This is a genomic window from Alginatibacterium sediminis, from assembly GCF_003610775.1.
In the GTDB taxonomy this organism is placed as follows: domain Bacteria; phylum Pseudomonadota; class Gammaproteobacteria; order Enterobacterales; family Celerinatantimonadaceae; genus Alginatibacterium; species Alginatibacterium sediminis.
The window spans coordinates 971,786-984,421 of sequence record NZ_RAQO01000004.1 but is presented as its reverse complement, the minus strand read 5'-3'; the positions used below and the strand labels follow the sequence as shown (position 1 = coordinate 984,421).

Annotated in this window: 11 protein-coding genes; 2 read left to right on the top strand and 9 right to left on the bottom strand. The window is 43.8% G+C overall.

Annotated features, from left to right (window positions below; all coding sequences use genetic code 11):
• Positions 1 to 139 precede the first annotated feature (139 nt).
• The 4 genes from DBZ36_RS20460 to DBZ36_RS07435 all read right to left on the bottom strand — a co-directional run bounded on the left by DBZ36_RS20460 (position 140) and on the right by DBZ36_RS07435 (position 5,106).
• Positions 140 to 367, bottom strand: coding sequence for a hypothetical protein (locus tag DBZ36_RS20460; RefSeq protein WP_147395009.1), 228 nt, complete (start codon positions 365 to 367; stop codon positions 140 to 142).
• Between the two features lie 285 nt (positions 368 to 652).
• Positions 653 to 3,235, bottom strand: a complete 2,583-nt coding sequence (locus DBZ36_RS07445; protein WP_120354271.1) for a glycoside hydrolase family 3 protein — start codon at positions 3,233 to 3,235, stop codon at positions 653 to 655.
• Positions 3,236 to 3,479: 244 nt separating this feature from the next.
• Complete coding sequence (locus tag DBZ36_RS07440; RefSeq protein ID WP_199711800.1) at positions 3,480 to 4,112, bottom strand: MBL fold metallo-hydrolase; 633 nt, start codon at positions 4,110 to 4,112, stop codon at positions 3,480 to 3,482.
• 34 nt (positions 4,113 to 4,146) lie between these two features.
• Entirely contained in the window at positions 4,147 to 5,106 is a 960-nt protein-coding gene (locus DBZ36_RS07435; RefSeq protein WP_120354270.1) for a TAXI family TRAP transporter solute-binding subunit, read from the bottom strand.
• 59 nt (positions 5,107 to 5,165) lie between these two features.
• Between DBZ36_RS07435 and DBZ36_RS07430 the strand changes: the two genes are divergently transcribed.
• Positions 5,166 to 7,055 carry a glycerophosphodiester phosphodiesterase gene (locus DBZ36_RS07430; RefSeq protein ID WP_199711799.1) on the top strand — a complete coding sequence of 630 codons (1,890 nt, stop codon included), beginning with the start codon at positions 5,166 to 5,168 and terminating at the stop codon, positions 7,053 to 7,055.
• Positions 7,056 to 7,095: 40 nt separating this feature from the next.
• On the opposite strand, the gene DBZ36_RS07425 is transcribed toward DBZ36_RS07430, so the two are convergent.
• Positions 7,096 to 8,001, bottom strand: coding sequence for a LysR family transcriptional regulator (locus tag DBZ36_RS07425; RefSeq protein ID WP_120354269.1), 906 nt, complete (start codon positions 7,999 to 8,001; stop codon positions 7,096 to 7,098).
• A 26-nt stretch (positions 8,002 to 8,027) separates the two neighbouring features.
• Entirely contained in the window at positions 8,028 to 8,786 is a 759-nt protein-coding gene (locus DBZ36_RS07420; protein ID WP_120354268.1) for a YciK family oxidoreductase, read from the bottom strand.
• Between the two features lie 289 nt (positions 8,787 to 9,075).
• On the opposite strand from DBZ36_RS07420, the gene sohB reads away from it, so the two are divergent.
• The gene (gene sohB, locus DBZ36_RS07415; RefSeq protein ID WP_120354267.1) at positions 9,076 to 10,110 is read left to right on the top strand and encodes a protease SohB; all 1,035 of its coding nucleotides are present in this window, start codon (positions 9,076 to 9,078) and stop codon (positions 10,108 to 10,110) included.
• Positions 10,111 to 10,166: 56 nt separating this feature from the next.
• On the opposite strand, the gene DBZ36_RS07410 is transcribed toward sohB, so the two are convergent.
• From DBZ36_RS07410 to astB, 3 genes are all read right to left on the bottom strand, one after another.
• Entirely contained in the window at positions 10,167 to 10,523 is a 357-nt protein-coding gene (locus tag DBZ36_RS07410) for a YibL family ribosome-associated protein (RefSeq protein WP_120354266.1), read from the bottom strand.
• A gap of 133 nt (positions 10,524 to 10,656) precedes the next feature.
• Complete coding sequence (locus tag DBZ36_RS07405) at positions 10,657 to 11,127, bottom strand: LabA-like NYN domain-containing protein (protein ID WP_120354265.1); 471 nt, start codon at positions 11,125 to 11,127, stop codon at positions 10,657 to 10,659.
• A 79-nt stretch (positions 11,128 to 11,206) separates the two neighbouring features.
• A complete protein-coding gene (gene astB / locus DBZ36_RS07400) occupies positions 11,207 to 12,547 on the bottom strand; it encodes an N-succinylarginine dihydrolase (RefSeq protein ID WP_120354264.1) in 1,341 nt (446 codons plus the stop codon).
• Between the last annotated feature and the right edge of the window lie 89 nt (positions 12,548 to 12,636).

Genomic DNA, 12,636 nt, shown 5'->3' with positions numbered 1-12,636 from the left:
TTCCTTCTCCTATCAATCATTTTTAACTTAGAAGAACCACATATATTTCGACACTCGGTTATAGATACGAAACGCAGTTACTGTGCGTAGGCCTAAGTATTATGTCTGAAAGATGCATCATCAATGTCTAGCTATATTTTTATGCACTATACGATGGTGGCAAGGTTTGCTCTAAAACCTTGAACGTGAGTAAGATTTGTTCGGCGTACCTAGAACAACACAAGCTTGGGATCTTAGTGTTACCAATATTAGAAATGGCGACCAAATCACTGCATCCAAGTTTGGGCAAGCGGTCGGTGACTACTCGCAGGATAATGGCCAATCGATGCGTACAACAAATTTGGTAGGGGCAGGGGAGCACAGACATGAAAGTTCCCAGATGTGGGTTGTGATTTGGTCATTAAATGAGTAGATGTAGAATTAGTGTTGAAACCAGCGTTGTTTATTAGCCAAAACAAAGCGCGGGCCGTTTGTTATGTTGTGGGAAATACAGTTGTTTCTGAGTTATATCGGACAAAAAAATCGAATCGACAGATGCTAATTTCTCGGGGATTAGCGGCTCATGGAGGCGAGCGAGGACTACCGTCAAACTAAAAACAGTAGTCCTCGTTATTCCTATCGCTAGGATCTGTAATAAAAGAAACTAAGCCTGCTATGCTTTTATCTCAAATCTAATATTACCGATTCGAATTTGCCATGGCCCATTGCTTTGGAAAACTAAAGGCGTGCTTAGATTGGCTACATCTACACCTAGACTCTCTAAGCGTCCCAGATTAAAACGCATCGTTTGCCAGGTATTGGGTTCGAATTGACGCAGTGTGGCGCTAATATCCAAACCTAAAGACTTAACGGCCTGGGGCGATTTAACGCAACCCACTTGTAAAAACTGTGGTGCAAGCTGTTCAACCAAAATATCAAATACAAGATCTGCTTCGGCTTTTATGTAAGGGCTAAAGTCCTCGGGTATACCTGCTTGTGTCTCTACATACAGGCTCGCTAATTGATCGCCAAATGTCACCAATACACCGTCTTGCTGATGCTGATAATTGACTGGGGTTGCACTGATATGTGTGAGAGCGATTTGGTTGTTACGCGAGACCTCACTTCCGTCCCAGTTTTCAACATCGGCAATGCGTAAATGATAATCACCAACAATGGCTTCGCGGCCGAACATGCAAAGATTATGGCTAGCAATTTGATGCTGATTTTCATCTTTCGTAAGATCTAAAGGCAAGTTATTCAGATCAAATCGGTGTTTACCTGAACCCTCGTTATAGCTGAGGCCATAACCATAATCAAATAGTGGTGCGTGTTCCCCTCTCGGGTCTTGCTCGTGCTCTGGAACTTCGTAATTAGGGATATGGCTTAAGATCTGACTAACATGGGTGGAGTCTTTTCGATTTGGCCAACTAAACGATAGTTTGGCTTGGAAGTCGAATTGAATGTTCCCACTACCGTCCCGCAGAAACACATCTGTCATTCCTGCACCTTCGCTGCCAGGTAACCAAGCAGCAACAAAAGCATCTGCTGCTGATATTTCTGCATTTAAGTACAGTGGGCGTCCTGAGAAAAACACACAAATCACTTTTTTACCCAGCGCTTTTAAGCGGTGGATCTTATCTAAATCAAGCCTGTAGCTGCGCTTTAAAGCGCCAAAGTCTAGTGATTGCCAATCTTTTATATCGCCCATCATCTCTGCATACGGGTCTTCTCCGAATACAACCACAGCTGTGTCAATTTCAGAATGGTCATGTTCCAAAAGCGGGTCGTAGCTGACTCGCTCACATCCTAACTCGGCTTCTAAGGCCATTTTTAGGGTTGTAGCACCTGGAAAATCTGACAATTGGTTTTCATCACCTTGCCAAGTTAGATTCCAACCACCAGCTTGCTTTTGTAAGTCGTCAGCAGCGCTTCCGGTGAGCAAAATATTGGTATTGCGATCCAAGGGAAGGATGTCATTGTTGTTTTTGAGCAGAACTAGCGACTTACGCACCGCCTGTCGAGCCAATTCGCGATGTTTTGTAGCCCCGAGCAGCGATTGATTCGCAGCGCAACTACGTTGATTGGGCGCTGATTTCTTCCATAGCCCAGCTCGCATTTTGACGCGCAGAATACGCAGTACAGCGTCGTCGATTCGGCTCATTAATATGTGACCATTTTTTACGTCCGCTATGGTCTTATGATAAACGGCTTGCCAATCCTCTTGTCCCGGGATCATGAGGATGTCATTGCCTGCGTTAATCGCATAGCAGGCATCTTGGTCGCTACAGCGAGTTACCTCTGCGTGACCATTCCAGTCGGTAACAACCAGACCGTCAAAGCCCATTTGTTGTTTGAGTACATCGTTTAATAAGTAGCGGCTTCCATGAATTTTATAATTGTATTCACCGTCTAATTGAGGGCTGTGGTCATAGTTAGTATTGTTGTTCCAACTATTGAAGCTAGACATCACCACTTGTGCTCCAGCACTTAAACCAGAAAAATAACCAGCGGCATGGATGTTACGCAACATATCCTCTGAATAATTATTGATCCCACGGTCAACACCTTGCAGCGTGCCGCCATCGCCAAGCCAATGTTTAACATTCGAAATGACTTTCTGATCAGTTTTCAAAGACGAAGCATCACCTTGCAACCCCTTTACCATTTGTTCCGCATAAGCATATGTAATCTCAGGGTTCTCGGAATACCCTTCGTAAACTCTGCCCCAACGCAGGTCTCGCGGTATTGCAACGGTAGGTGCAAAGGTCCAGTCGAGGCCGGTCGCTACGATTTCACGCGCCGTTGCTTCACCAATTTCAAATATTAACTGCGGATCCCTAGCAGCTCCCAGGCCAATATTGTGCGGGAAGACGGTCGCCCCAAAGACATTGTTGTGACCATGAACGGCGTCGGTCGCCCACATAAATGGAATTCGAAAGCTGCGGTCGCTAAATGCGTCTTCTATGGCATTCCAATATTGGGTTGCAGCATCAACCCAATCTTGAGCAGTGGCATATTTATCATCGTTTGGCCAAGCACCACCGCCATTTAGTATCGAACCGAGTTTGTATTCATGGGCTAGTTTTGGAGTTACCGCGCGTAGATTGGGCTGAATCATTTGACCCACTTTTTCTTCAAGGGTCATGCAATCCAAAATGTTAGTTATTTTGGTTTCTATTTCGGGATCTTTGGGGATACTAGATTGAATTTCTGGCCACTGAGGAAAGTAGGGTAAGTGGAATTTCTGCGACATATTTGAGTCTCTCAATACTGGAAGTGGTCATGGAAATTGATGTGAATTGCGAAAGATAGACGAATTGAAGCCTAAGATAAATGAAAATCGTAACGTTACGATTGGAAATGAGATCACTGTCAAACTTACAACTTTAGATGAAATTAGGATTTACATGCGGGTTCAACAGCTGAGCAGCAGCTCTACATCGTGGATTATTAGCACATAGGAACCAACCTTGTCTTATGTGCTAAGAAATTATTCGCTACAAACGAGTATGTGGATTACTTGTTTTTTCAACCCCAATTGTAGATATGGGACCATGACCAGGAATGAATTCGAAATCGTCATCAAGGGTATACAACTGAGTGTGTATAGAATTGATAAGTGTGGCGTGGTCGCCTTTAGGAAAGTCGGTACGCCCGATTGATCCATGGAATAAAACGTCTCCAACTATGGCTAGTTTATCCGCATAGTCTACAAATACCACGTGCCCAGGAGTGTGACCTGGAGTATGACGTACCTCTAGCTGGCGCTCTCCGACGCTAATTGTTTGTCCGTGTTCAAGCCAGTGGGTTGGACTAAACTCTTTGACCATAGGAAAACCGAACATTTGACATTGCATGGCTAACTGATCGATCCAAAAATGGTCTTCGCGTTCAGGTCCAATAATGGAGACTTGATAATGGGCTGCTACGTCGGCGGTGGCACCGACGTGGTCAAGGTGGCCATGGGTCAGTAATATTTTCTCAACGATTAGCCTTCGGCTTTGTACTGCGTCATAGATAACTTCAGCATCACCACCGGGATCTATAATTGCTGCCTTTTTGCTTTTTTCGCACCAAAACAAACTGCAATTTTGTACAAACGGGGTGACCGGGATAATTTGATAGGCCAAGGACAAACTCCTAATTGGTTGTTTAATAGAGGGCTTAATCAATCCAGCCGCGTTCGCGATAATAACGAAGCGCACCTGGATGTAAAGGTGCACTTAATCCATCTTCTAACATTTTTGTTGCTGATAGCTGACCCAATGCTGGGTGCAGTGACTTTAAGTACTCCAATTGCTCGAATATCGCAGCTACAAATGCATAAGCTTGTTCTTCAGGCAACTGTGCGGTTGTTACCATCGTTGCTGCGACACCGAAGGTGTTTACTGCATTTGCATTGTTTGCATAAATTAGCTCTGGGATACTGGCTCGAGTAAAAAAAGGAAAGCGATCAATAATGGTGTTAACTTGCTGGTCATATAATGATATCAAGCGTGTTTCACACATTGTGGTCGCTTCACGCAACGAGGTATTCGGGTGGCCTACGACATATACAATGCCATCCACCCGTTCATTACAAAGGGCGCGTGCTTGTTCGTCAGGCTTATATTGTTTGAGGCTTGCGAAACGTTCGCTACTAATGTTGAGTGCATCTAGCATTAGTAAACTGGTCGCATGTTGTCCGCTGCCTTCTGGCCCGATATTCAGTGAACGACCATAAAGATCGGCAAGGCTTTCAATACCACTGTCGCTTCGAACTAAAAGACTAAATGTCTCAGGATACAGCGAAAATAAGGAGCGCAGTTCTACATTGGGTCCTTGATTCGTAAATTCAGCCTGACCGAAGAAACTCCGCCATTGTATATCTGATTGAACAATTGCTAAATCGAGTTCTTTACGACCAAGTGCATCAATGTTGTCAATACTTCCCCCTGAGCTTTCTGCGCTACAGGTTAGTTGGCGGCCGTAGTCGCTTTGTTCCAAAATACGGCACAGTGCATTGCCGGTAGGATAGTAAATACCAGTGACGCTACCAGTACCCATAAACAAGAATTGACTTTGTGCATAAGCTGACTGAGTGATGAGCAAAGCGCTTAATATACCGCCAAGTAGTCGCAACATTAACTTCCCTTATTTCGTAATTGCGTGATTTGTCTAAAGCGATGTTATGATAACCGTTCATGTTGATAAAACAACGCTCTTTGACTGGGATATTTGCATTAGTGATTGTTAAGTTTTTGCGCCGAGCGCGACACATTGCTAGTTTTATGTTGCATCGCTTACGCAGCTCGGGTTTACAAATGTTTGCCTGTTTCCTCATCATCAACATCAGTCTAGCTGCGGTGTTTGTACCTTTCGATTTATGGCTTACAACCACTTTAATGCGCTGGCAAGGGGTTGATGCCTTTGCCAACCAAGAAATATTTGGCTTTATACTCTCCCCATTAGGCTTTTTGTTGTCGGTCTGGCTGTTAACACAGATTAGTTTTAGCTTTTTTGTTGAGCACAGTGTGATTACCATTTTATTGGCCAAACATGATGTTGGCAAAAAATCGGTTATTGAAACACTGCAGTTGATCTTAGCGCGAAGCTGGAGAGTGGCTAAAATTGTATTATTCCAGTCTATAGGCGTAGGGGTGCTACTCGTATCCTTGGTGTGGGCTGGGCGTTGGGTCTATGGCCTTATGCTGGCTGATTGGGATATAAACTACTACCTCAGTCAAGACATCAATACTGTGTGGATGGCCTTTGCTCTTCTGATCCTGGTAACACTCCCCATTACTGTGTTTGTATTGCGGTATTGGGCGAGTTGGTGGTTGGCCCTACCAATGAGCCTGCTCCAAGACTGCAGTCAATGGCAATTGTTTCAGCAGGCTAGGCGTATTAGTCGCGATATCTACTCCTATATATTTTGGGGACACATTGTTTGGCTAACGAGTAGAACAGCCATTTTTGCGTTGCTGGCAGCGACTTTGTTTGTTGTTTTCCGTCCTGTGCTTGAATGGAGTTTGAACTCTGAAGATTTACAGTATTGGTGGTTAGTGTTAGCAGCATCGATCGTCGGCGTTATTGGTGTGCTGCTCACCTTTGCTGATCGGTTTATTTATGCGGCGTGCCAATACTATCTACTGCGTTTGCAGGTCAAGCGTCACCGGTTTGTGAGCACCGAGCAACGATTAGTCGCAGTCCAAGAAAGACAAACTAGACGTCGACCTTTGATATGGGCTTTCATCTGCGCCATTGTAGTTGTTGGCTTCTATAATGCCTTTCATTCAGTTAACGCTTTAGTCGAGCATTTACAACAAGGTAGCCATGGTCAAATCACCGCGCATCGAGCCGGTGGTTTTTTAGCGGTTGAGAACAGCGAAGCTGGTTTGAAAAAATCTATTGAACTTGGCATAGGGGCCGCGGAAATTGATGTGCAAATCACCAGCGATGCACAGGTTATTCTATTTCATGATAGAGATTTACGTCGGCTTGCACTTGACCCCATCATCGTGGAAGAGAGCACTTATTCCGAAATAACCGCGGTGTATCAACAACAGGGGCTAGCTTCGCCACCACTGTTGAGTGACATGCTTGAACTCTACTCTGACTCAATAGAATTTAACATTGAGCTAAAACGATATAATACTAGTCTTGCGTTGTCTGGTGCTGTCGCTGAAATCGTGAAGACCATAGATTCTGCGGTTATTATATCCAGCCTAGATACAGTGTTATTGCAAGCAGTAATGGATGAATTTAAAGAGCAAAGGCCAACAAATTTGCGCTTTGCGCTTATCTATGCGGCAAGTGTTGGAAGTGCCAGTATCGAACGTGATGTTGATATACTAATGGTGAGCCAGCAATGGTTAAGTGCATGGAAACTTCTAGAAGTTCAACAACGCGAACAAGAAGTTCATGTGTGGACGATAAATAATGCCAGCGAAATGGAACGACTATTGCTATTAGGTGTTGATGGGATTATTACCGATGAACCTATAACAGGATTAGCCGTGAAGCAAAGTATCAAAGACCTCGATTTGAGTGAGCGCTTAACTCGAAGTTTACGTCATTGGTTGTCGTTTTAGATGTGATCACCAACAGTGCGGCTAGCCTGCTTCATCAAGATCAAGACGAGCTAGTCGCATGGCTTTCTAGCAGCTGATCAAACAACAAACGTGTGGCTGGACCAGCCTGTTCAGCATCAGGTAGTACTAGATATGATTCCATGCGTTTTATGCTGCCACCTAATACTTTTAACTGAATTAGTTCTTCGCTGCGCAGTTCAGCACTGATCAAATGCCGTGGTAACCAAGCGAATGCTAGACCTTCCTTAACCAGATCGATAGCCTCATAAAAACTTCCAACCGTCCAACGCTGCTCTGCGCGTAACCAACCTTGGTTTTCTTTAGGTTGACTAGCTGTATCGCGAATTACAATCTGTAAGTGTGGAGCAATGTCGCTAACATTTAGAGAGTTTCTGCGTTTCGCCAATGAGTGCGATGCACCAATGACAAGAATCATTTCGATGTTAATAAGCGGTTCACCAAGATAGCCTTTAGGCAGTACAGGCATGATGGCGAGTTGGCAATTACCATTGGTTAGCATTTCTTCACTGCCACTCATCACCGTGTCGATAATTTTGACACGGGTTCCTTTACTTAGGGGCAGAAAACTTTTTAGAGCTTGATGAACAGGAGCTGTCGGGTGAATAATTTCTCTAGCCAAGGTGATTTCTGGTTCCCAGCCTTGCTGTAGATTAAGTGCGAGCCCTTCTAGCTCCTCGATTCCTTGCGTAAGACTTAAACTTCGGCGCAGCATGACTTGACCAATTTCGGTTAATTCTGCTTTTCTACCAGTAACTTGGAGTAACTGAACGCCAAGCATATTTTGCAGCTTACCTACAGCGTGATTTAAAGAGGATTGACTTTTATTTAGGTAAAAAGCCGCTTGGGCATAACCGCCTTGCTCAACAACGGCTTGAAAAATACGCCATTGTTCTAGAGTGGATTTTGCGCGATAAGAACGATTCATACTCAAAAAGTCATCCTGCTTAGTATTTACGATTTTGGCGGTTGTGCATCTAAGCTTTGACCGTTTACACCGATACTGTCATCGGCCATTAGATACAAGTAACTCGGCATAATGTCTAGTGCTGTTCTCAATGACTGGGGGTCTTCCGCTGGATAGGCACCGGCACGCATTTTGGTACGCGTTGCACCTGGATTAATACAATTACAGCGCAATGTACTTTGCTCATACTCGTCTGAAATGAGCTGACTTATACCTTCAACAGCAAATTTTGAAATGCTGTAAGCACCCCAATAGGCTCGAGCTGTTCGACCAACACTTGAGCTAGTAAATATGAGGGAGCTATGTTCAGACTTACTCATCAAAGGTAATAGTGCTTGTGCTAGTAAAAATTGCGACTTCACATTGACTTGCATCATTTCGTCGAATAAAGATTCTTCGATCTGAGCAAAAGGACTCAACACGCCAAGCATTGCTGCATTTAACAGGGCGCCATCTAGTGCTCCAAACTGATTTTCGATTGTAGCTGCCATGTCATGATAGTTTTGGGCACTGGCGCCTTTTAAATCTAGTGGAACGATGGCGGGTTCGCTATATTCTAAAGCGACAATTTCATCATAAACTGATTCGAGTTTAGCTACAGTGCGACCCAATAAAATAACGGTTGCTCCGTACTGAGCGTAGCTTAGAGCTGCTTGACGGCCTATTCCGTCACCCGCTCCAGTTACTAATATCGTTTTACCTTGCAGGCAGTTATCGGTGGCTTGATAGTTCTGAGCTGTGGTCAAGTGAAATCCTTTCTAAAAAATCTAATGCAGAGCACTTTTTCACACAGTTAACGGGGGTTTATCAGCAAAGGTACCTTGCGTTGCTGCACCATCACTTTGTTATAAAAAGTTGCTTATGCGGTCTATTGATAAAACTATAGCATGGTCATTTATCCGGTGCAGCGCATAAAGTTTAGTTTTAGGCACTTGTTCACGCTCGAGCGCTAAATATGGTATAAATCCCATAAATTATGCCTCTGTTTGAGGCGCAACTCGGTAAGCATATACATTACCGACCTAGGAGAAAGCATTGGATTTTTTAGTTGAACTCGGGATGTTCGTGGCGAAGTCACTAACGATTGTAATTTCAATCGCTGCGATTGCCTTAATTTTGATTGGCTTAGGGATGAAGCAGAAACACCGTAATGGCGAGTTGGAACTCACAGATTTGTCAGAGCTTCATGAAGAAATGGGCGAAACCCTTACTGCCAGCTTATTAAGTAAAGAAGAGCTCAAAAAGCATAAAAAAGAGTTGAAGAAGCAGCATAAACAAGAAAAGAAAAAAGCTAAAAAAGAACCTGAAACGAGTAAACCGCGCCTATTCGTTTTGGATTTTAAAGGCAGTATCGATGCTAAAGAAGTCCAAGAGATGCGTGAAGAGGTTAGCGCCGTGATTATCGCCGCTAACGAAGAGGACCAAGTGCTTATTCGTCTGGAAAGTGGCGGTGGTATGGTTCACGCATATGGTTTGGCTTCATCTCAAATTGAGCGTCTGCGCGCTGCTAATATTCATATTACTATTTCGGTTGATAAAGTTGCTGCCAGTGGTGGATATATGATGGCCTGTTTAGGCAACGATCTAATCGCTGCCCCGTTTGCCATTATTGGGTCGATTGGTGTAATCGCACAGATCCCTAACTTTAATAAGATATTGAAAAAGAATGATGTTGAGTTTGAACAGCTAACCGCTGGTGAGTACAAACGCACATTAACGATGTTTGGTGAAAACACTGATGCTGCAAGAGAAAAATTCAAACAAGAGCTCGAAGAGACACACGTGTTGTTCAAAGAATTTGTGAGTGAGCGTCGTCCTCAACTTGATATTGTAAAAGTAGCAACCGGTGAACATTGGTATGGTAGTCAAGCATTGGACCTACAGTTGATCGATAAAATTCAAACCAGTGACGATTTTGTGATGCAAGCGCATGATAAATTCAAAGTGGTGTTACTCAAATATCATGGTAAGAAAAAGCTTAGCGAACGAATTGCACAAGCGGCTTCGATGACGATTGAAAGCCTGGCGCTGAAAGTATTAGCGGCGCGTTCTTGGGATTGGACGAAGTAACAAAGTTTGAAGACTCGTATCAAGCAAGGCCTTGATACGAGTTGTATTTGAGTATATTAAAACTTTTTAGCTGCGTAACCTGTGACTTCTTTAAGCCCCATCTCTCGACCAGCCGCAGTCATGGGGTGCACGACAACTAAGCCCTTAACTGACTTTTTCAACTTCCCCATATCAGCTTGTTCTGCTTTAGTAATGACACGACTAAAGGCATAGCTTTTTAACGCTTTATTCTTATCACCAATTTCTTTACTTAGCTGGTGTTTAAGCGATGCTACTTTTTTTGTTGCGACAGCTATTTCGCGGTCAAACTGCGCGATAACTTTAGGGTCTTCACGAGTTACAGCAGCGCTGCGTTTACGTTTGAAGCGCTCTATTTGTTCATTCAGTTTTTGTAACTCAGCTTTTAAATCCATAACTAACCTTCAAGGGTTTGCTGCGCAAAAATGCGGCGGCTCTTTAATTAATGGGCGCTAGTGTAGCAGCAAAGCTGAAAATGCCAATGATTGGCGACAAATATTCATCGTATAGCTAGGCTAAGCTTTTAGCCTACAGCAGATCTGATGGGCCGATGTTATGGTGATCGTTGGCGCGCCGAATGAGGACTTGGGCACTTAAGGGCGCGACCGATACAACTTTGCAATAGTTACCAAAATTTTGTTGGACATGATCAACTAAGATTTCAAAATCACCGTCGCCTGAGAGTAAAACGATTTGTTCTACCGAAGCTGCCCAGCTTAGAACATCGATAGTTATACCTACATCCCAATCGCCTTTTGCGCTGCCATCGGCACGTTGAATGAAGGGTTTAAGCTTCAACTCAAAGCCAATATGTTTAAGTGCGCTTTGAAATTTTTGCTGCCCTTGATCGCCGCGATCTATGGCATAGGCATAGGCGGCTACGATTTCATGCTCTTGACTGAGGTTTTCCCAAAAACGACGATAGTTGAACGGGCGGCCGTAGGTTTCCCTCGTTGTGTAATAAATATTTTGTACATCAACAAAAACTGCTGTTTTCATGGGATAGCCCTATCAGAAAGGGTATACATTGGACAATATATACCCGGATTTAGTACCCAAATCAAAAGATGGATCAGGATTAGATTTGCTGGAAAGGGTAAACACTGCCGATGTGAAGTATTTGACTCAGTTCATCGAGTCCTTGTTGAATTTCTTGTATGAGCACTATATCTCTCATGTCGTCGAAAGCGAGTTGATCACGGTAGTTTTTGTTCACCCAGGCCACTAATTTTTCATACAAACTGTCACTCATTAAACAATTCTGATTTACCGCGTGAAGTTCTTGTTCACTTAAAGCGACTCGAAGACGAAGACACGCAGGACCTCCGCCATTTTGCATGCTTTGTTTTACATCAAAATATTGAACTTTAGTAATCGGTGTACCGCGTTGGGCAATACTATCTAAGTAAGCATATACACGTGGGTTGTTTTGGCATTCTAAAGGCGCAACGATCATCATTTCGCCGTTTGGACGGCTTAGGATCTGAGTATTAAATAGATAGCTCTCAACAGCGTCTTGAATGGATACTTCGCTGGTGGGAACTTCAAGGAAATGCAGATCTAGCCCTTCTAAACGTTGATGTAAATCTTGTTTGAGTTTGTCACTATCTAAAAATGCTTGTTGGTGATAAAACAACACGTTTCGATTACCAACGGCAATAACATCATTGTGAAAAACCCCTTGGTCAATCACATCCGGATTTTGTTGAGCAAATACCGTCGTACTATCGTCCAAACCATGCAAACGTGCTACAGCTTGACTCGCCTCTAAGGTTTGCCTTGCAGGGAACTTTAAAGGGGCAGGGGTGTTTAGATTACTAGCTTGCTTGCCATAGACAAACAACTCAACGCCTGCACTACCATAATCTGCGCAAAGACGGGTGTGGTTAGCAGCCCCTTCATCACCAAAAAAATCGTTGCTGGGAAGCGCATGGTGATGAGCAAAGAATTTTTCATCTTTGAATACGGCTTGCAGAATATTACCTGTTGTTTTGGGCTCTATTGCACGGTGCAACTTACTGGTTAGATTGGCTGGTGTGAAGTGAACTTTACCATCAGTTGTGTCCGCACTTGGCGAAACCGTGGCAGCATTTGCTGTCCACATACTTGAAGCAGAGTAGGCAGCTAATAAGATTGCCGGTGCTTGCTTAGACGCTTTTTCAAGTACTTGCTGGTCATTGCCTGAAAAGCCTACTTGGCGTAACAAATTTAAGTCTGGACGTTGCTGGGGCGCAAGTACGCCTTGAGAAAAGCCCATATCGTGTAAAGCTTTCATTTTAGCTAAGCCCTGCAACGCAGCTTGCTTAGGGTTTGAAACACCTTGAGCGTTATTCAGTGAGGCAACGTTTCCGAATGATAGGCCTGCGTAGTTATGGCTTGGGCCGACCAAACCATCAAAATTTACTTCATAGTGTTTCATGCCGCTCCCTTGCGTGAAAAAGAAAAAATATACCAATGATTCGAAAGACTGGAATCGGAATCGGCGCAGTATAGCCTTATTTGAAGTTA

Excerpts from the sequence above, each read along its gene's own strand:
- DBZ36_RS20460 (WP_147395009.1), bottom strand. The coding sequence starts at position 367 with ATGTCTGTGCTCCCCTGCCCCTACCAAATTTGTTGTACGCATCGATTG.
- DBZ36_RS07445 (WP_120354271.1), bottom strand. The coding sequence starts at position 3,235 with ATGTCGCAGAAATTCCACTTACCCTACTTTCCTCAGTGGCCAGAAATT.
- DBZ36_RS07435 (WP_120354270.1), bottom strand. The coding sequence starts at position 5,106 with ATGTTGCGACTACTTGGCGGTATATTAAGCGCTTTGCTCATCACTCAG.
- DBZ36_RS07430 (WP_199711799.1), top strand. The coding sequence starts at position 5,166 with ATGTTGATAAAACAACGCTCTTTGACTGGGATATTTGCATTAGTGATT.
- DBZ36_RS07425 (WP_120354269.1), bottom strand. The coding sequence starts at position 8,001 with ATGAATCGTTCTTATCGCGCAAAATCCACTCTAGAACAATGGCGTATT.
- DBZ36_RS07410 (WP_120354266.1), bottom strand. The coding sequence starts at position 10,523 with ATGGATTTAAAAGCTGAGTTACAAAAACTGAATGAACAAATAGAGCGC.
- DBZ36_RS07405 (WP_120354265.1), bottom strand. The coding sequence starts at position 11,127 with ATGAAAACAGCAGTTTTTGTTGATGTACAAAATATTTATTACACAACG.
- astB (WP_120354264.1), bottom strand. The coding sequence starts at position 12,547 with ATGAAACACTATGAAGTAAATTTTGATGGTTTGGTCGGCCCAAGCCAT.